We start from the raw sequence: 19,666 nt of genomic DNA, 5'->3' as shown, positions 1-19,666 counted from the left end.
CTAACTCTCAATCCAATTTTTAATAATCTTTTTTCCCACTGGCGTTAGCACACTTTCAGGGTGAAATTGTACGCCACAAACGTCGTAAAATTTGTGACGGACGGACATAATCTGCCCATTTTCATCTACAGAGGTAATTTCCAAGACCTCCGGAAAATCTTCTTTTGAAATCACCCAACTATGGTAACGACCTATTTCGAACTCTTTATCGATTCCTTTAAAAAGCGGCTCGTTTTCTGAAATAACGGTTGCAGTTGTGGCAACGCCGTGAAAGACTTTGCTCAGGTTTTCCAATTTCCCGCCAAAAACTTCCCCAATTGCCTGCTGGCCCAAACACACGCCCAAAATTGGTTTTGAAGTTGCATATTTTTGAATTACTTCCTTAAGCAAACCCGCTTCATCGGGAATGCCCGGACCCGGTGAAAGTAGAACTTTATCGTAGTTTTCTACTTCTTCCAAATAAAATTTATCGTTTCGTTTTACGGTTACCTTGCAATCTAATTCCTCTAAATAGTGAACCAGATTGTACACAAAACTGTCGTAATTGTCTATTACTAAAATTCTAAGCCCCACTCCAACCCTTCCCGAAGGGGAGGGAGTATTTTTCGGGTTTTTATTTATTTTTTTGTTTTTCATTATAAATTGAGTTTAAATTCCCCCTTCGGGGGCTAGGGGGCCATTGTTTCAGCTAATTCCAACGCTTTTGTTAATGCGCCGAGTTTGTTATAAACTTCCTGTAATTCGTTTTCCTCATTGCTTTCCGAAACCACGCCAGCGCCAGCTTGATAGTGTAATGTGTGGTTTTTGCTTACAAAGGAACGGATGATTATGGCGTGATTAAAATTACCGCTGAAATCCATAAAACCAATGGCACCACCGTAAAATTCGCGACTTGTGTTTTCGTATTTTTCCAATAATTGCAAGGCTTTATGTTTTGGTGCGCCGCTCAAAGTCCCTGCAGGAAAAGTATCGGCAACAATCTGCATTGTTGACGTTTTTGCATTTTTGGTAGCAGTAACTTTACTCACCAAATGGATTACGTGCGAAAAAAATTGAACCTCGCGATACGTTTCCACTTTTACATTCGTGCCGTGGCGGCTTAAATCGTTTCGCGCCAAATCGACCAACATTACGTGTTCACTGTTTTCCTTTTTGTCCTCTGAAAGTTTTTTGGCGAGCTCGGCATCCTGCTCGTCGTTGCCGGTGCGTTTGAAGGTTCCCGCAATTGGGTGGATTTCTGCTGTATTTCCGTTTACGACCAACTGCGCTTCGGGCGAACTTCCAAATATTTTAAAGTTTCCGTAGTCGAAATAGAAAAGATAAGGTGAAGGATTCACGCTTCGCAAGGCCCTGTAAACATTAAATTCATCGCCTGTAAATTGTTGTGAAAAGCGTTTGCTCGGCACAATTTGGAACACGTCGCCGCGCTGGCAATGTTCCTTACATTTTCGCACCAACGCCTTAAAACCTTCATCATCCAAATTTGTACTGTAATTGCCCTTTCTTTCAAACGGGTATTCTGCAAAACTTTTCGACTTTAAAATCTGTTCAATCTGTGGAATATTATTTTCAGAATCAAAACAATGCGCAAAAATATAAGCTTCGTTATTGAAATGGTTTATCGCGATGATATTTTGATAAACTGCATAATATAGATCGGGCATTCCGAGGTTTTCTTCCTTTTTTGAAAGCTCAATATCTTCAAAATAACGCACCGCATCAAAAGCCATAAAGCCGAAAAGTCCGTTGTTAATGAATTTAAATTTACTTTCTTCCGAAGAAAAAGAGGAGGAAAATTCGTCTAAAATAGTTGGAACATTCGTGTTTTCAGAAATTTCAATTTTTGAACTTTTTCCATCGGGAAATTGCTGAAAAATGGTTTCATTTTCCACTTTTATGGAAGCGATTGGGTTGAAGCAGATATAGCTAAAACTGTTATTATTGGCGTGATAATCGCTACTTTCCAGCAACAGGCTGTTCGGGAATTTATCACGAAGTCGCAAATACACAGAAACCGGTGTGAGGGTGTCTGCCAATAGTTTTTTTGAATATGTTTTTAAATCGTATTTCATTTCGTTAAAATGTGTGAATAAAAAAAGGCTTGTCGTGATTGACAAGCCTTTTCGTATATTTTATACTATAGGTGTACTGCTCACGAGGTTTTTCGTAAGTTTTTCCACCACCAAGTATTTTGTGTAAATGTGTTCATTGTTTCAGGTTCAAATATAGAATTTTTTTTGAAGACTGTTTTCATTTATTGCAAAATTTCAAAATTCAAGTTTGAAATGAAACTTTTTGGTAAAGGTTGAGTCTATTAATCTTACGTTAATGAATTGTTCTAATTGATACACTTTCAATATTTTTAGAAAATGAAATTACTGCCAATATTACTTTTTTTTATATTGCTTCAAAGCTGTTCAGATAAAAAATCTGAATCAGTTGAAATTGCAATGAAGGAAGTTAATCGAACTGAAGAAAGATTTTTCAATTCAAAAAAAGTTGTTTCCCTCAATTTTGAAGAACTGGAACAACAATATCTTCAAAAGAAAAATGATTCAATTTATATTATAAACTTTTGGGCTACTTGGTGCAAGCCTTGTATCAAAGAGCTTCCATATTTTGAAAAATTAGCCTTTGACTATTCAGATAAAAAAGTAAAATTATTGTTGGTAAGCCTTGATTTTCCTGACAAAGTGGACAGCCAAGTAATACCTTTTATTGAAAGAAATAATATAGAGTCTGAAGTTGTTCTTTTGGACGATGCCGATGCCAACAGTTGGATTCCGAAGGTTTCACCACAATGGAGCGGTGCCATTCCCGCAACGGTGATATATAAAAATGCCAACCGAAAATTTTATGAACAATCATTTACTTTTGAAGAACTTGAATCTGAATTACAAACATTTCTATAAAAATTTAAATTATGAAAAAGATATTTACAAGCATATCATTTGCAGCTATTGCATTAATCGCTTTAAACAGCTGCAAAAACGAACCGACAGATAAAAGCTCAGATTTTGCCCTAAACGAAATCGTACAGCCTGAATTCACAGAGATTGTATCAGAAACTGAAACGAAAGGATATACTATTGGTGATGAAGCCACAGATTTTAAACTGAAGGACGTAAACGGAAAAATGGTTTCTCTTTCCGATTATAAAGATGCCAAAGGTTTTATTGTGATTTTCACCTGCAACACTTGCCCGTATGCAGTTGCGAGCGAAGAAAGAATGGTTGTTCTGGATCAGGAATTCAAATCAAAGGGGTATCCCGTAATCGCAATTAATCCAAATAATCCGGAGGTTCAGCCAGATGATACGTATGAACTAATGCAGAAAAAAGCCAAGGAAGCAGGTTTTACTTTCCCATATTTGTATGACGAAAGCCAAACAATCTATGCAAAATACGGCGCCACAAAAACGCCGCACGTTTATCTACTGCAAAAAGAAGATGGAAAAAATATCGTGAAATACATTGGTGCCATTGACGATAATGTTCGCAATGCAACCGAAGTAAAAGACAGATTTTTGGCCAACGCCGTAAATGAATTGCTTGCGGATAAAGAAATATCAGTGAAAGAAACCAAAGCGATTGGTTGTTCTGTGAAGCAGTAAAAAAAATAGAGAGAATTTTTAAAACCGAAGACATTTGTTTTCGGTTTTTTTATGAATAAACCCTTCTCATTTATTATTTTTACAAAAAATTTACATTATGGCAGACTTGACACAAGAACAGTGGAGCGAACAACTTAAAAACGATGATAATGCGGTAATAATTGATGTTCGTACCGATGCTGAATTTGAAGAAGGATATATTCCGGGAGCGGTGCAGATAGATATTTTTAACGGTGCCGAATTCCTTAAAAAAGCTAAGGAATTAGACCCCCAAAAAAGTTATTACGTTTACTGTCGCTCCGGAGGCAGAAGTGGTCAGGCCTGTATGTTGATGAACTCCGTTGGCGTGAAAAACGCTTACAATTTAAAAGGAGGGATTATGGAATGGGAAGGAGAAATAGTTGATTAAAAAATAGATTAATATGAAGAATTTGGCTTTGGTTTTTGGATTGGTTATGGCACTGTTTTTTATTTCCTGTAAAGAAAACACTACAGCGCAGGAAATAAAGGTAATATCTCCCGAGGAAGTTTATGACGCCGTACGTGATAATCAAAACTTGCAATTAGTAGATGTGCGAACCCAAGATGAGTATGGGGAAGATCATCTAAAAACTGCCCAAAATATTTGCGTGACAGATGATGATTTTAAGGAAAAAGTTGCTAAACTTGATAAAAACGAACCAATTTACCTTTACTGTCGAAGTGGAAAAAGAAGTGCCAAAGCAGCCCAAATATTGAAAGAAATGGGTTTTAAAGAAATTTACGATATGGAAGGTGGCTTTTTAAATTGGGAAAGCCAAGGTCTTCAGGAAAAAAATTAAAAATCTGTTAATTGCTTTCCTAATTTTTTAACTCATTATACAATTATGAGTTAAACTCACGCTAAAAAGGTTTTGTGTAAAAATTTTATATAGCTACTTTACGTATCTTAATTAATAGATATGTAAGGTTATGAAAGAAATAGAAAATAATGTACAACTGAAAATACGCAAGCTTGTGGAACATAGTTGCAACTTCGATATTCGTCCCACAAAAGAATTCCAACAACTGCATACATCTTTGCTTAAGTTCTATTTCAACGCTGTTGATGTAAATATTGATTATCAAGAAAAATTGATTTCTATTTGGAATACCAAGCCTTTAACCACAAATCCGTTACGGCTTTATGATTTAAATGAAGCTATTGCAGATTGGGTGGGTTATACAGATTTGCAAGAGACTCTTGATGGTTGCATTGAAGATGGTCATCTCCAAACCAATTTTTATAAAAAACTACTTTTGAAATATGGTGAATATCTTCCAAACGAAGACGATGCCATGAGCGCCTAATTTAATTTCCTGTAAATTTAAACCCTGCCGAAATTAGACTGTAATGCAAACCAGTGTTGCGCTTATAATAGTCATATTTTAAATCTACAGTTTTCAACCCAAAATTTGCCAATTTCAGCTTTGTAAAAATATCTGTATACCCAACTCCGAAACCGAACTGGTTTGCCGAAAATTCAGAAAGATCATAATCTGAAGTGTAAAACTCATAAGTTGATAAAGCTGTTTCATAAGGATAAAAATAGTCGGCTGCAGTTTGATTGTAAAAACGATAGTTCGGGTACAACGTGAATTTATCCGTGATTTTTATAGGAATTTCGATACTTGCTGTATGCGAGTTTATTCCCCAATCATCAAAATAGTAACGATAATAGGTTCTTAAAACGAACATTTCATTAATAAAATAATTCAACCTTCCGCCCACAGCAGTTTTAAAGCGAGTGTTCGGCAATCTTTCAATGTCATCAGCTAGTTGAAAATTTTCACGAAAACGATCTGGCATATCATTAAAATAAACCCTTTGGAATGGTGTGGATAGAAGACCTTGTTGCTGAACAATATCTAAAGAAAGCATCCCTTGAAGGTTTTGTGATAATATTTGTGAAAACCCAAATCCTAAGGAATAGGAATTTCTGTTTTTCTTATCCAGGCCAATAAAATTTGAAGACTCTCGTAGCTCTATGGGGTATAATAATTTCCAGGTATCTATATATACATTGGCGTGGACACTTAATTCGGTGTTCTTTTCATTAAAAAGTTTGGTATAACTTCCGCCAAAACCTAAGGAAAAATAATCATACTCTGATGAAACGGAAATCTTGGCGCTTACTATGTCGTTACGGTCATCGCTGCTATGTGAATAGCCAAAATTCCCACCTGCCCAAAGATCGCTTGCAGAAGCACCTGACGACGCTACAAAAGGGTCGGCAGGGCTATCGCTATCAAAAGGATCTACGTTGCTTGAGGATGCGGACGTATAGGCTGAAACACCAGCATCAATCGTTAAAACATCGTCATCATTCAATGGAATTGCGACAACAATAGTAGGGGTAAAGTCTGTAAGTTTTTCTGTTCCAAAACCACCACTTACTGCAGCGTTTTCTCCGTCTTGATTGTAGTAGCTTACAAGAAAATCAACTTCTGGAGCTTCTAGCACACGTTTTTTATATGTGGAAGTAGAATCTTGGGCAAAGATTGTTGCCGCAAATAGAAAGATAAATAAGCCATATAGATTCTTCATAAAATATTAATTACAGCCACAGCCGCCCCCTGTTTTACCTCCGTTAGCACCAGAAGCGGCTTCACGGTACGCCTGTGCATTAATTTCAAATCTATCAACAGGTTTGTCTCCCAAAACCATATCAGGATCGTTGAGGTTTATTTTTTCATATTCCTTTACAACCGTACAGGAGCCTAATAAACCCATCAGGCACAAAAGTATTACTATGTTTTTTATAATTTTCATGCTGTTATTGCAAACTGTATCGTTTACTTTTTAATGGTTTCAATTTCTATATTTTTTGAAGTGAAAACCTCACCTTTTTCATCAATAATAATACACTCTATTTTAGGTAGTTGGTTTGTAAAATCAATCCCGACTTCTCTTCCCATCACAAAAATGGAAGTGGCTAAAGCATCGGCAATTTCAGCTTTTGGAGCGAACACCGTTGCGCTTATAATTCCTGTTGCAGGATAGCCAGTTCGCGGATCAATTATATGTGTGTAACGAATTTCATTGAAAGTTACGTATTTTTCATAATTCCCTGAAGTTACAACAGCATTATTGTATAAAGGAAGCAGCGCAAAAGCTTTGTTTTTATCCATTGGATTGGTAATAGCCACTTTCCAAAATTCACCGTCAGGTTGGTTTCCCCAAGTGTTCATGTCGCCTGAAGCATTTATTATTCCTGCATCCACTCCTCTTTCCATCAACAATATTTTAGCCTTATCGGCCGCATAGCCTTTGCCTATGGCGCCAAAGCCTATTTTCATTCCCTCCAATTTCAGAAAAACGGTTAAATTTTCAGGATCTAGAATAATATTTTGATACCCAACATTTGCAACGGATTGTTTTATGGCTTTTTCGGAAGGCATTTCGGTCATACTGCCGTCAAATTTCCAGATTTTATCCATCGAAGCAAAACTGATATCGAAAGCGCCGTCGGTCAATTTTGAAATTTCAACGGATCGGCCAATCAAATTGTAGAGTTCTTCATCAACCTTTACGGGTTTGATCCCAGCATTTCTGTTTATTTCTGAAGTTTGTGAAGCTGGGTCCCAGGAGGAAATTAGTTTTTCGATACGGCTTATTTCGCCAACCGCCATATCTATATAATTGTTTGCTTCGGTTGAATTTTTGGCAATTACGGTAATCTCAAATCGACTGCCCATTAATTTTAGCGTACGCTTGAAAGTTTCCTGTGAGAACGTCAAATTCACACAAAGCAGCACAAAAACCAAGGATGTTGTTTTTTTCAAACTAATTTATAAACGATTCAAGTTTTTTAATGTATTCCGTGGGTGTTGTATTTTCATATCCTGCTTCTCCTAAAATTGCGCCTTCTTTATCAAGGACAACTACAAAGGGAAAATATCCTTGTTTGTTATATTTTTCAGCAAGTTGATTGTTCTTTTGTTGTAGTTCATCTGGCAATGCATTTTTCTTTTTCCGCGGAAAATCTGCCTGCAACATTACAAAATGGTCTTTAGCATAGGTTTTGAATTCCTCAGTGCTCCATATTTCCCGATCAAGTTTTATGCAGGGCGCGCACCAATCGCTTCCCTGAAAAACAAGGATTATTGGATGATTTTCTTCGGAAGAAATTTGTATTGCGGTTTCAAAATCGGTATGCCATTCTTGGGCGGAAAGCGTTATTGAAAATACAATTGCAACAATTAAGGGGATTATTTTCTTCATCAGGAAAGTTTAATATTTCCTAAAACGTTCGTAATTCAAATTTAGTGTTAAAGATTATGAACAAAGTATTTGCTAAAAACTTTAATTTTTTATTATTTTTTTTGAAATAGTGTGTTCATCTCCAGAAACAATCACAATTGTGTAAATTCCATTTTGGAATCTATTAAAATCATATTCTATTTCAACAGCATTATTGTTAAAAAGTTCAGTTGCTAAAAGCTGTCCCAAGGGATTATAGATTTCCAATTTTCGGATTGCGTCTTTGCTTTTTATTTTGAAATAACCATTTGTTGGATTGGGAAAAACTTGAATTTTATTTTCGGCCAATAAATCCTGTACACCTAAAAATTCATTGTCCAAACGACATACAATTGCGTTTCTATGTATATTGTTTGCATCTTCGGTGACGCCAAAGGCTAAAACTTTATTGTCTGCTTGCAATGCCAAATCAGTAACATAATTTGTGTCTGAACCGCCAAAGTTGGTTATAAAAGTTCCGCTATCTCCAAAATCTGAATAGATGCTACCATCATTATTTAATTTGATTACGAAAAAATCTGTTTGCTCGAAAGGAAAAGGCATCGAGGCACCGCCACCCAAAATAATTTTTCCGTCGCGCTGAACTGCAATACTTCTAAGCCGATCATTGGCTCCAAAATAAGTTTCCATAACTACTTTTCCATCTTGTCCAAAAGTTAGATCCAGTGTGCCGTCATTGTTAAATTTTGCAACTGCTGGTTTAATTCCGCCAAACCCTCCGGTGCCCCCGGAATACTGGTAGTTTCCTCCGAGAATTATTTTATTACCCAAAACAGCTATATCATCTACCTCTCCTAAGTTTGAATCTGGTCCGAACGTAGTAATTACAGTTCCGTTGTTTCCAAATGAAGTATCCAAGGTTCCGTTTTCATTAAACCGCGTTATAACAGGATGGTAATCATCCCCATTATTATAGGAAGGGCCTCCAGCAAGTATTTTGTCTTCCCAATCTATTTTAATAGCAAAGCAAAGATCAAAACGATAATTTGTAACGTCTGTAATTTTGGTGCCATTATCCCCGAATGTTGTATCTAAAGTTCCGTCTAGGTTTCGCCTTGAAAAACTGTACATATTGTTAAAGCCATCAAAGAACTGACTCTGGACAATTATTTTGCCAGTTGACTGTTGGTCAATTTTACTTCCTCCCAAAATAGATTGAATTCCTCCGTCTCCAAATGTTGGATCTAGATTGCCATTTTGGTCAATTCGTATTAATTTCGCTTCACTTTCAATGGAGCCACAAATCAATATTTTTCCGTCAGATTGTAAAAGCATGGAATTGAAATAGGAAGTGTTGGTTCCGTTGTTCGGAAAATATAATTGGCCATTTTGTCCAAATGAAGTGTCAATTTCCCCATTATTTGTTAACTTATAAATGTAAAACCCACGATTATAAGTAGCTCCATTTTGTCTCAATTCACTATTTACGCCTAAAATTATTGAATTGTTCTCCAAAAGAAGTAAGTCTATCGCCCTTGCGCCTTTATCCATATAGGCAAATCTCGTGGTCCCTTGGTCACCAAAACCTAAATCCAATACTCCTTCTTGTGAGAAAGAAAATTGAAAAAAAAGAAATGGCATTAAAGCTAATATTAATTTGAACTTTGCCATAAACCAGATTTAATTTTTTGCTAACCCAATTTACCAAATAAAATCATTTTTTCAATTCTAAATTCCCTTAAATTTGCAGCCTAAAATCCTTTCAATTGGCAAAACAGATCACAGATACCATCGTAATGATTCGTCCGGTTGCTTTCCGTATGAATGAGCAAACGGCAGTCAACAATTTTTTTCAGGAAGACCTCGCGCTTAAGAACGCTGAAATCAATGCCAAAGCGCAGGCAGAATTTGATGCTTTTGTACAAAAACTTCGTTCAGTGGGCGTTAACGTGATTGTTGAAAATGATGATTTAAGGATGGACACGCCAGATTCCATTTTTCCAAATAATTGGATTAGTTTTCACGAAAATGGCGATATCGGGCTTTACCCTATGTTTGCTGAAAACCGCCGTCGCGAAAGACGTGAGGAGGTTTTGATTCGTTTGGAGAATGAAGGTTTCATAATCAATAATATTTACGATTATACTCCTGCGGAAGACGAAGGATATTTTCTGGAGGGAACCGGAAGTCTTCTTTTAGACCGCGTAAACCACAAAGCATATTGCGCACTTTCAGCACGTGCCGATGAAGAATTGTTGATTGAATTCTGCGAGGATTTTGAATATTTACCTGTAATTTTTACCGCAAACCAAACCGTGGACGGCAAGCGCTTGCCCATCTATCACACAAATGTAATGATGTGTCTTGCAGAAAAATTCTGTGTGATTTGTTTAGACACCATTGACGATGCTTCTGAAAAGAAAAACGTGGTTCAGCATTTAAAAAAAGATGGGAAGGAAATCATAAAAATTACTGAAGCGCAAATGCACCATTTTGCGGGCAATATGCTTCAGCTTCAAGGCAAGGAAAAAAAATATTTGGTGATGAGCGCGGCTGCGCATGATAGTCTAAATAAAGAGCAAATTGTAGCGATTACAAAACACTGCGAAATCCTGAGTAGCGATCTTACCACCATCGAAACCTGTGGCGGCGGTAGCGCGCGCTGTATGATGGCTGAGGTTTTTCTGCCAAAGGCGTAATTAAGCCATGGTTTCTGTTTTCGCAATGTTCCGGATCATTCCCCCGAAAATAAAATAGTGAAAGGGAAGCATCAAGTACCAATATAAGCGCCCCCACAAACCTTTGGGTCTGAAAGTAGCGGTCTGTATCAATTCATTCTTATCATTTATGCAGAATTCCAACCAGGCCTCGCCGGGAAGCTTCATTTCGGCAAACAGCAGCAGTCTTTTACTTTCCCTGTCGGCGTAGAGCACACGCCAAAAATCCAACGCATCGCCAGTGTATATTTGGTCTGGGTGTGTTCGTCCGCGTCTTAGTCCAACGCCGCCCACAAGCCTGTCCATAAATCCGCGGATTTTCCAAAGTGAATTACCATAGTACCATCCGCGTTTCCCGCCAATTGCCCAAATATTGTTTAGCGCTCTTTCGGGATTGTCAACATTCAACACTTTTTTGTCTTTCAGGCAACCGTATTTAGGTACTTGAATGTACTCTTTCAAATTCGAAATTCTACCCGCAACCAGAGAATCTTTCCAGCTGGAAATCACAAGATTTTGTTCAATTTTCAGAAAAGCCTTTTTTATTGCTTCTTCGTAAGAAATGGGTTTGATATTTAAAATTTCCTGTAATTTATTATCCTTTGCCACAACCTCCATTTTCATACTGTCCACAAGGTTTACCGCCAATTTATAGGAAGTGGAGGTCACGAAATACAACCAATACGAAGAAAGTCGTGGCGACATAACCGGAACTGGAATTATCCAAAGTTTCAGTCCTCGGATCTTGGAATATTTCATCAGCATTTCCTTATAGGTCAATACATCGGGACCACCAACATCGAAAGACTTATCAAAACATTTTTCGTTGTCCAAAACGCCAGAAAGAAACGCAATCACATCGCGAATGGCAATGGGTTGAATTTTGGTCTTTAACCATTTTGGAGCGATCATTATTGGCAGTTTTTCACACAAATCCCGAATAATTTCAAAAGAAGAACTGCCGCTTCCCACTACGATTCCAGCACGTAGCACGGTAAGGTGATAGTTTCCTTTATATAAAATTTCCTCTACTTTTTTTCGGGAAGAAAGGTGTTTTGAAAGTTCTTCCTGATTTATAATTCCGCTTAAATAGATGACCTGTTTTACGGAAGTTGTAGCCATATATTTATTGAAGTTTTCTGCAGATCGGGCTTCAATTTCACCAAAATTTTTGGTTGAGCCACTCATTGAGTGAATCAAGTAATAAGCCGCATCAATATCTTTCGGAAAGGATGCTGTATTTACCTCTTCGGCAAAATCCACTTCAATAACGGTAACCTTTTTTGTGGTTTCTGGATCAAGTGGAAGTCTATTTTTATCGCGTACGGCGCAAATTATATCGTGTCCGTTTTCCAAAAGTTCGGGAAGCAAACGCATGCCAATATATCCGTTGGCTCCTGTGAGTAGAATTTTCAATTTAAAATATTTTGTTTAAAGATAGATTTTAATAACTAAACAAAAGTTAAAAACCCGTTAAGTTGTTGCAGTGCATCTTTTGCAATGCGGTATCTTTAAAACTTCAACCAAATAAATCTAAACATCATGAAAATTTTAAAAGTCGTATTGCTAATTGTAGGAGTGGTTTTGATATTTTTTGGACTTTATAATGCTTTTGTGCCGCAACAGGTTTTGGATATTGGCCCTTTGGAGGTAAATGCAAAGGAAGGATTGACCAACCAAACCTTGGGAATGATTGGCATTGGAGTTTTGGCGCTTATAGCCGGCGCCCTTCTTAAAAACCGCCGTTAATTTTTAAAGATTTATTGTTTGAAGAATTGAAATTACAGCTGCGCTTATATATTCTACACCGATTGAAATCACTATAAAACCTACAATTCGCGATATAGCATTGATGCCCGAAGCACCCAAAAATTTACTGATGTAGTGCGAACTCCTCAAAATGATAAATGTTGATAGTCCAACAGCTAAAACTGCAAGTATTACCCAAAAAATAGCTGCGGTGTTTTGATATTCCTGATTAAAAGTTATCAATAGTGAAATGGAGCCGGGGCCTGCAAGCATTGGGATTGCAAGCGGTGTAAGTGAAAATTTTTCACGCTTGTCCAAATCTTTTTGAACCCGCTTGTTCTTCATTCCTTTGTGTTTTGAAAAAGTTCCCGTCAAAAGCGCGAAGCCCGAGGTTACAATTATCATCCCGCCTGCAATACGCAAAGCATTCAAGCTTATCCCGAAAAAGGCCAAAAGATACGTTCCAGCAAAAAAGGATATGATCAAAATAACAATCACATTTACTGTAGTTAATAGCGAGGTTTTATTGCGTTCTTGAGTACTTTCATCACTCGTCAATCCTACAAATACGGGCACTGTTCCCAACGGGTTTATTACCGAAAAAAGTGCTGCAAATACATATAAAAAAATATCCATGGTTTTTTCGGCAAAGGACGCTTTGTTTTGGCTTTTGAAGTTTACCAAAAGTTTAAATGAAGGTTATCTGTGTCTGTTCGAGCACAGTCGAGAACCTTCAAAAACTATTAATTTAGGTTTCGACTGCGCTAAACCTGACATTCATCTATTTTTTTTAATCGCTCAATTCAAAAAAAGTATCTTTGCACTTTAAATTTTGAGTATGACACTTCAGCAAACATTGGAAACCCAAATTAAAACCGCAGTAGAAAAACTGTACGGTGCCAAACTTGAATCGGTAGAATTGCAGCCCACCCGCAAGGATTTTGAGGGCGATATTACTGCCGTTGTTTTCCCAATGTTGCGCGTGGTGAAAGGAAATCCCGCACAGATTGGCGAGGCCATTGGCAACTATTTGGTTGAAAATGTAAAAGAAGTTGAAAAATTCAATGTGGTGCAGGGTTTTCTGAATATTGTTTTGAGCGATTCGTATTATTTAAATTTCTTTAATTCAATTGAAGATTTTTCAAGTTTCGGAAAAGGGGAACAAAAAGGAGAAGCGATGATGGTGGAATATTCTTCACCAAACACGAACAAACCTTTGCATTTAGGTCACGTCAGGAATGTTTTGCTTGGTTATTCCGTCGCCGAGATTGAAAAGGCTGCTGGAAAAAAAGTGTACAAAACACAAATAATCAATGACCGCGGAATCCATATTTGCAAAAGTATGCTGGCCTGGGAAAAATTTGGAAACGGAGAAACTCCTGAAGTAACTGATTTAAAAGGCGATAAGCTCGTTGGGAATTATTACGTAAAATTTGATAAGGAATACAAAAAGCAAATTGAAGCTTTAAAAGAAGCTGGAAAAACCGAGGAAGAAGCCAAAGTCCAAGCTTCACTTATAAACGAAGCGCAAGAAATGCTTCGAAAATGGGAGGCTGGTGATGAGGAAACCGTCGCGCTTTGGAACAAAATGAACGGTTGGGTTTACAGTGGTTTCGAGGAAACTTATAAAGCCATTGGGGTAGACTTCGATTTTTATTATTACGAAAGTGATACTTATCTTTTAGGGAAAGATATTATAGAGGAAGGCTTAAAAAAAGACGTCTTTTTTATGAAGGACGATGGGTCTGTTTGGTGTGATTTAACCGAAGATGGCCTTGATGAAAAACTCGTTCTGCGAAGCGATGGTACTGCAGTTTATATGACTCAGGATATTGGCACTGCTGTACAGCGCGTAAAAGACCATCCCGATGTGGGCGGAATGATTTATACCGTAGGTAACGAGCAGGATTATCATTTTAAGGTGCTGTTTTTAATTCTAAAAAAATTGGGTTACAGTTGGGCCGAAAATCTATTTCATTTAAGTTACGGAATGGTGGATCTACCTTCTGGAAAAATGAAAAGCCGTGAGGGAACGGTAGTTGACGCAGACGATTTGATTGCGCAAATGACCGAGACTGCCCGAACTATTTCGGAAGAATTGGGCAAGATTGACGATTTTTCAAAAGAAGAAAAAGAAGCGCTTTACAGAATGATAGGTTTGGGTGCTTTGAAATATTATATTCTAAAAGTGGATCCCAAAAAACGAATTCTTTTCAATCCTGAAGAGAGTGTGGATTTTCAAGGGAACACGGGACCGTTTATTCAATACACCTATGCACGGATTCAGTCTATTTTACGAAAAGCGGAAGAAAAGGTTTCGACTGCGCTCAACCTGACATCCGTAGAAATGCATCCAAAGGAAAAGGAGCTCATAAAGATTATTCAACAATTCCCTGAAACCATCCAATTGGCGGCAGAAAATTATAGCCCGGCATTGATTGCAAATTATACGTATGATTTGGTGAAGGAATTCAATAGTTTTTACCAAAACGTGCCAATCCTCGCTACTGACAACGAAACTGAAAAAGCATTCCGTGTAAAACTTTCAAAAGCCGTGGGAGAGATTATAAAAAGCGCTTTTTCCCTTTTGGGAATTGACGTTCCGGAGCGGATGTAATTTTAGGTATCTTTAATCTAAATGGTAAATCTCCATAATGTCTTTGAGAACTTTATCAAAATCAATTTTTAAATCAATTAATTTTCCGGTTCCCATATCCATTACCCAGCCGTGCACCGTAAGGTTTCTACTTCGGTAGGCAATCTGAACATCGGCGGTTTTGATAACGTTTACACATTGTTCCTGCACATTTAGTTCAACCAGTCGGCGGTATTTTTCATCTTCGTCTTTAATAGCATTCAATTCTTGTTTGTGTAACCTGTAAACATCGCGGATATTTCGTAACCAAGGATTTAAAAGGCCGAGATCCTGACTTTGCATAGCAGCTTTTACACCGCCACAACCATAATGTCCACAAACAATTATATGGTTCACTTTTAAATGGCTCACGGCATAATTGATAACGCTCATTGCACTGAGGTCTAGATTGGAAACCATATTTGCAATGTTCCGTAATATAAAGGCTTCGCCGGGTTTGGCACCCATTATTTCTTCTGCAGTAACGCGGCTGTCGCTACAACCAATATAAAGTACTTCGGGGTTTTGCCCTTCGGAAAGGTTTTTAAAATAATTAGGGTCAAGCCCTAATTTTTCGTTTACCCAATCTTGATTGTTTTTGAAAATTTGATCGATATTCATAGTTCACCTGAAGTTTTATTTCAGAATTTAAAGATAGGGAAAAGCCATTGTGTCCACAATGTGAAAATTGAAACTTTTATGGTGAATGTTGCTAAAGCCTTTGAACTTACATTACTTGTTTTGCGTTTTCAATTCCTTTTAAAACACGTAATCTGCCGGGGCCATTTTTTTGAGCAAGTTCATACTGTTTTGCGGCTTCTTCATTTCTTTTTTGGGAGAGCAACCAATCGGCATACATTTCATGTGTGGGCTTTTGAATAGACGGTGGCCCATAACTATAGCTTATGCTGTTTTCAATCTCGATGGATTCCATAAAATGTTCTTCTGCCAGTTTCGTGTCATTATAGAGTTCAGCGCGAAGTGCCATTAATTGGTTTTGCCTTATTTCAGCTTCTTTTAAATCCATTTGGCTGGCTTCATCGCGGGTAACCCCTGCGCAGAGTTTGGAACTGCCTTCCGCAACAATAAAAGATTCCCGCTTGTGGTCTTGATCGATCGTATCTATAATACTATCCAGCTTTTTTGTGTTGCCGGCTTCATAGGCTTTCATTCCTTCCAGAAAGTGATATTTGGAACGCACGGAAATATTTAAATCGGTTATATTTACAGGAATATTAGCCACTTCATCTTCCCAGTTATCGGTTTCGGTTAAATACGTTCCTTTTAAAAATACCAGATATGCCCGTGCGTTTTTTGATGGAGTCTCGGTAGCATAACTTTTCATATCCAATACCATTTTTTTTGCCTCCTCAAAATTTCCTTTTTGAAGATAGCCGTACTGCAACCAATGGAAAGCATGATAACCGCGTGCATCATTATCTAGTTTTTTCTCTTCCATTCTATTAATGCTTGCTTGGTATGAGTCAATATTTGAAGAAATAACATTATCCCACATACCCATCGCAACATAAATATGCGAAGGCATGTGGAGCGCATGGCCTGCATCTGGAGCTACTTTGGAATAGGCATTGGCGGCATCCAAAGCAAGGGTAGCGTGATCGGGATCGTCATACGAATGTATTAAATAGTGCAATGCGCCGGGATGGTTTGGGTTTTCATTTAAAATACCTTTTGCAATTTTTGCACCTTTGCCGTAAATAACATCGTCTCTTCCTTCTTCAACAGAACCTAATAATGACAAAGCGTAAAATGCAGCTATTTCTTGATTATCAGGGTATTTTTTGTACAGCCCTTCCATAAATTGGGCATACTCTTGATCGCGCTTCTTTTTTTCTGTTTTTGGTTTGTAAAGTATATGAACAGATTCAATTAAATCCTTTTCAATTTCAGATGTATTATTTTCTAGATTAAGATTGTCGAGTTTTGCTAAAACACTTGTTGCCGCTTCATAATCCTGTTGCTGCCACAAGCTGTGATTGTAAGTCATGGATTCGCCCCAATAGGCCATGGGCATCTTTGGGTCTTCCTTTTGTGCTTCTATAAAAGCTTCGCGAGCGTCTTCATATTCAAAGGAATGCAATAACAACAATCCTTTTTCAAAATGTGGCTGGGCACTTTTCTTGCCAGTGATTGTAATATTCACTACACCAAGATTATTTTTTTTGGTTTCCTGTTCTTTACACGAAACTATAAGAAGCAATAAAAAAATAGAGGTTATAAGTCTCATAATTAATTATTCAGATAATAGTTTAAAGATAACCATTTTTGAAACGATAAGCACTTTTTGGCCAAATGCTTAAAACACTGATTCATACCTTCACTAAATTTATAATTCTGCTTTCTTTTTTAAATACTTAATAACGAAAAATATAAGCGTTAATATACCTATAAATAGTCCTGTGCCAATCAATTCATTTGCCGAAAGGCTCGATAAAAAGTATACGATTATTGCAATAGCCAAAATGGGTACAGCCCAACCTCCTGGGATTTTAAATCCGCCATCATATTCTTTTTTAGATTTTCGCAGCTTCATTACAGATAGTGCTACGCCTAAATAAAGAATTAGCATAGAACTACTAGCTATGACTGCTAATTGCTCAAAACTGCCAGAAACAGCCAGTATAAAACCGATAGTTGCATAAATAATAATAGCTATATAAGGCGTGGCAAATGATTTGTGTATTCTGGAAAGCGCTTTTATAGGGATTACATTATCCCTGGAAAGTGCGTAAACAATTCTTGGACTGTTAAGAATAGTGCCGCTCATATATCCAAACATAGAGATAACAGCACCTATAATTAAAAGCATATATCCGAAATTGCCAAAAACTACTCTGGCAGTTTCAGCTAGTGGAGCCGCTGTAAAATTTGGTAAAGTATCGCCTAAAACACCTTGTGAAACGGTTTGAATCAAGATATAAACAACCGCAACTGTTGTAATACTTATTAAAATAGCTCTCGGAATTGTTCGTTTTGGGTTAACAACTTCCCCACCAACAATAATTCCCGTTTCACAGCCCTGAAAAGCAAAAAATAAAATGAGCGACGCTTCACCTAATGTTTTAAGGCTTGGCATTTCTAGAAAATACAGATTGCTAGCCGATACATCTTTAAATCCTATAGCAATTAGTAAAAGCAATGGTATTAGCTTAACAATAGTATTGAATTTTACCAAACCAATGCCTTGTTTTAAACCAATTACATTGATATAAACCAAACCATAAAAAAGAATAAATAAAAAGAAGAAGCGAGGCCATCCGTTTTCAAGTACTGGGTATGCTGAAGCAATAACATTTACCAAAGCGTTAGAAACTGCGGCATCAGCAAACAAGTTGCTTCCAACGGCAAAAAATCCAGCTACAAAGCCAGCATAATCTCCAAAAGCGGTTTCAATATAGGTGTACGGCCCGCCGGTGTTTGTTACTTTACTTCCGGCTTCGGCAAAGCAAAGCATTACCATTGCCATTAACAATCCACAAAACAGATAAGCAATGATGCTGGACGCTCCCATATAGCTAGCCACAATTGCAGGCAGTACAAAAATTCCAGAGCCGATGATGATGTTTACAATATTAGCTGATAAGCCGAATACACCAACTCTTCTTTTTAATCCTTCGTCTTTTGAAATCATAATTTTATTTACTTGAAAGAACCATTATCCACATCTTTTATAAATTTTATCAATCCTGAAAAATAATTTACTGGGTCGTCGTATTGTGAAACGTGGCCAGCATTTACGGTAAGGCTTCTTCCGTTTTGAACCTCTGTGCTCATCCATTCCATATATTTTGGATCCATGGTGTCATACTTGCCGCCAATCATTAAGGTTGGTGTTTTAATTTCTTTTAATCTATCGGAAACACCCCAACCTTTCAAAGTTGCATTTCCCGTTACGCCAAATTCACTGTAACCTTGCATGTAGATGTAAATGTTTGGGTTGAGGTGTGAAAAGGCGCGATTGATGAATTCTGGCCATTCATCCAAAGGTTTGCGAAGAATGTGTTCCGTGTAATAATTGTTCATCACCAATTCGGCATATCTGGGATTTGAAAAATCTTCTTTCGCTTCCAATTCCTTAATTTCTTTATAGACTTCCGGAGGAAGTTGTGCTCCCAGAACTTCAGCATATTTTTCATACTCGGGAATGCTCGCCATCATGTTTGAAATGATCAAGCCTTTCAAATTATCTTGATATTTCAAAGCATATTCCATGGCCAAAATTCCGCCCCACGATTGGCCCAACAAGTAAAGATTGTCTTTATACAGATTTAACGCTTTACGAACCTGTTCTACTTCTTCCACAAAATGTTCGGTGGTCCAAAGCGTGGAATCGTTTGGTTTGTCGCTGTAATAACTGTCAAGCTGGTCGTAATAAATGTATTCAATACCTTCATTTGGAAGGTAGCCGTCAAAATTTTCAAAAAATTCGTGAGTCCCACCGGGACCGCCGTGAAGCAATAAGACCTTCATTTTTGGATTGTTGCCCATGCGTTTTGTCCAAACATTAAAAGTGCCTTTTGGGGTAGTGATGGGAATCATTTTATACCGCCTGTAATTTGATCCTCGTTGTTGGAATAATCAAAATAAGTTGATTTGCATTCGGTTTCAGCGTTTGCGGTTTCTTGTTTTTCGGCACAGCTTAAAAGTAATGTTGCGGAAATGATTAGAAAGTAAAGTTCGTTTTTCATAATATTGGTTTGTTAATGAAT

Annotated in this window: 20 protein-coding genes and 1 pseudogene; 8 read left to right on the top strand and 13 right to left on the bottom strand. The window is 37.4% G+C overall.

Going from position 1 to position 19,666, the window contains the following annotated elements; translation table 11 throughout:
- Positions 1–636: an anthranilate synthase component II gene (locus AC58DT_RS13040; RefSeq protein ID WP_497217243.1), complete on the bottom strand. Its 636-nt coding sequence runs from the start codon at positions 634–636 to the stop codon at positions 1–3.
- 32 nt (positions 637–668) lie between these two features.
- Positions 669–2,072 (bottom strand): anthranilate synthase component I family protein, encoded by a 1,404-nt coding sequence (locus AC58DT_RS13035; protein ID WP_497217242.1) that lies wholly within the window; start codon positions 2,070–2,072, stop codon positions 669–671.
- A gap of 297 nt (positions 2,073–2,369) precedes the next feature.
- On the opposite strand from AC58DT_RS13035, the gene AC58DT_RS13030 reads away from it, so the two are divergent.
- The 5 genes from AC58DT_RS13030 (at position 2,370) to AC58DT_RS13010 (ending at position 4,942) form a co-directional block, all read left to right on the top strand.
- On the top strand, positions 2,370–2,912 hold the full coding sequence (locus AC58DT_RS13030) for a TlpA disulfide reductase family protein (protein ID WP_497217241.1): 543 nt from the start codon (positions 2,370–2,372) through the stop codon (positions 2,910–2,912).
- Positions 2,913–2,923: 11 nt separating this feature from the next.
- On the top strand, positions 2,924–3,613 hold the full coding sequence (locus tag AC58DT_RS13025) for a thioredoxin family protein (protein WP_497217240.1): 690 nt from the start codon (positions 2,924–2,926) through the stop codon (positions 3,611–3,613).
- A gap of 97 nt (positions 3,614–3,710) precedes the next feature.
- Complete coding sequence (locus AC58DT_RS13020; RefSeq protein WP_497217239.1) at positions 3,711–4,022, top strand: rhodanese-like domain-containing protein; 312 nt, start codon at positions 3,711–3,713, stop codon at positions 4,020–4,022.
- A 13-nt stretch (positions 4,023–4,035) separates the two neighbouring features.
- The gene (locus tag AC58DT_RS13015; protein WP_497217238.1) at positions 4,036–4,434 is read left to right on the top strand and encodes a rhodanese-like domain-containing protein; all 399 of its coding nucleotides are present in this window, start codon (positions 4,036–4,038) and stop codon (positions 4,432–4,434) included.
- A gap of 130 nt (positions 4,435–4,564) precedes the next feature.
- Positions 4,565–4,942 (top strand): hypothetical protein, encoded by a 378-nt coding sequence (locus tag AC58DT_RS13010; RefSeq protein WP_497217237.1) that lies wholly within the window; start codon positions 4,565–4,567, stop codon positions 4,940–4,942.
- Position 4,943: 1 nt separating this feature from the next.
- Here the strand turns inward: AC58DT_RS13010 and AC58DT_RS13005 are convergent, their stop codons facing one another.
- The 5 genes from AC58DT_RS13005 to AC58DT_RS12985 all read right to left on the bottom strand — a co-directional run bounded on the left by AC58DT_RS13005 (position 4,944) and on the right by AC58DT_RS12985 (position 9,506).
- Complete coding sequence (locus AC58DT_RS13005; protein WP_497217236.1) at positions 4,944–6,179, bottom strand: DUF3570 domain-containing protein; 1,236 nt, start codon at positions 6,177–6,179, stop codon at positions 4,944–4,946.
- 6 nt (positions 6,180–6,185) lie between these two features.
- On the bottom strand, positions 6,186–6,398 hold the full coding sequence (locus AC58DT_RS13000) for a DUF4266 domain-containing protein (protein ID WP_497217302.1): 213 nt from the start codon (positions 6,396–6,398) through the stop codon (positions 6,186–6,188).
- A 29-nt stretch (positions 6,399–6,427) separates the two neighbouring features.
- Positions 6,428–7,330 (bottom strand): FAD:protein FMN transferase, encoded by a 903-nt coding sequence (locus AC58DT_RS12995; protein ID WP_497217301.1) that lies wholly within the window; start codon positions 7,328–7,330, stop codon positions 6,428–6,430.
- A gap of 88 nt (positions 7,331–7,418) precedes the next feature.
- Positions 7,419–7,856 (bottom strand): thioredoxin family protein, encoded by a 438-nt coding sequence (locus tag AC58DT_RS12990; protein WP_497217235.1) that lies wholly within the window; start codon positions 7,854–7,856, stop codon positions 7,419–7,421.
- 81 nt (positions 7,857–7,937) lie between these two features.
- Entirely contained in the window at positions 7,938–9,506 is a 1,569-nt protein-coding gene (locus AC58DT_RS12985; RefSeq protein ID WP_497217234.1) for a T9SS type A sorting domain-containing protein, read from the bottom strand.
- Positions 9,507–9,631: 125 nt separating this feature from the next.
- Between AC58DT_RS12985 and ctlX the strand changes: the two genes are divergently transcribed.
- The gene (gene ctlX, locus AC58DT_RS12980; protein WP_497217300.1) at positions 9,632–10,534 is read left to right on the top strand and encodes a citrulline utilization hydrolase CtlX; all 903 of its coding nucleotides are present in this window, start codon (positions 9,632–9,634) and stop codon (positions 10,532–10,534) included.
- Here the strand turns inward: ctlX and AC58DT_RS12975 are convergent, their stop codons facing one another.
- On the bottom strand, positions 10,535–11,968 hold the full coding sequence (locus AC58DT_RS12975) for an SDR family oxidoreductase (RefSeq protein WP_497217233.1): 1,434 nt from the start codon (positions 11,966–11,968) through the stop codon (positions 10,535–10,537).
- A 126-nt stretch (positions 11,969–12,094) separates the two neighbouring features.
- Here AC58DT_RS12975 and AC58DT_RS12970 point away from each other — a divergent pair, with 126 nt between their 5' ends.
- Complete coding sequence (locus tag AC58DT_RS12970; protein WP_497217232.1) at positions 12,095–12,301, top strand: hypothetical protein; 207 nt, start codon at positions 12,095–12,097, stop codon at positions 12,299–12,301.
- Positions 12,302–12,304: 3 nt separating this feature from the next.
- Here the strand turns inward: AC58DT_RS12970 and AC58DT_RS12965 are convergent, their stop codons facing one another.
- Entirely contained in the window at positions 12,305–12,937 is a 633-nt protein-coding gene (locus tag AC58DT_RS12965; protein ID WP_497217231.1) for a MarC family NAAT transporter, read from the bottom strand.
- A gap of 202 nt (positions 12,938–13,139) precedes the next feature.
- Between AC58DT_RS12965 and argS the strand changes: the two genes are divergently transcribed.
- Positions 13,140–14,918, top strand: coding sequence for an arginine--tRNA ligase (gene argS, locus AC58DT_RS12960; protein ID WP_497217230.1), 1,779 nt, complete (start codon positions 13,140–13,142; stop codon positions 14,916–14,918).
- A 12-nt stretch (positions 14,919–14,930) separates the two neighbouring features.
- Here the strand turns inward: argS and AC58DT_RS12955 are convergent, their stop codons facing one another.
- The 4 genes and pseudogenes from AC58DT_RS12955 to AC58DT_RS12940 form a co-directional block, all read right to left on the bottom strand.
- Positions 14,931–15,557, bottom strand: coding sequence for a carbonic anhydrase (locus tag AC58DT_RS12955; RefSeq protein ID WP_497217229.1), 627 nt, complete (start codon positions 15,555–15,557; stop codon positions 14,931–14,933).
- Between the two features lie 106 nt (positions 15,558–15,663).
- A complete protein-coding gene (locus AC58DT_RS12950) occupies positions 15,664–17,184 on the bottom strand; it encodes a hypothetical protein (protein WP_497217228.1) in 1,521 nt (506 codons plus the stop codon).
- Between the two features lie 99 nt (positions 17,185–17,283).
- Entirely contained in the window at positions 17,284–18,588 is a 1,305-nt protein-coding gene (locus tag AC58DT_RS12945) for an APC family permease (protein ID WP_497217227.1), read from the bottom strand.
- A gap of 8 nt (positions 18,589–18,596) precedes the next feature.
- A pseudogene (locus tag AC58DT_RS12940) lies at positions 18,597–19,645 on the bottom strand (proline iminopeptidase-family hydrolase).
- Between the last annotated feature and the right edge of the window lie 21 nt (positions 19,646–19,666).

Source organism: Aequorivita sp. CRS11, assembly GCF_059693805.1.
Note: the sequence above shows the minus strand (reverse complement) of the source record. Positions and strands in the feature narration are given on the sequence as shown.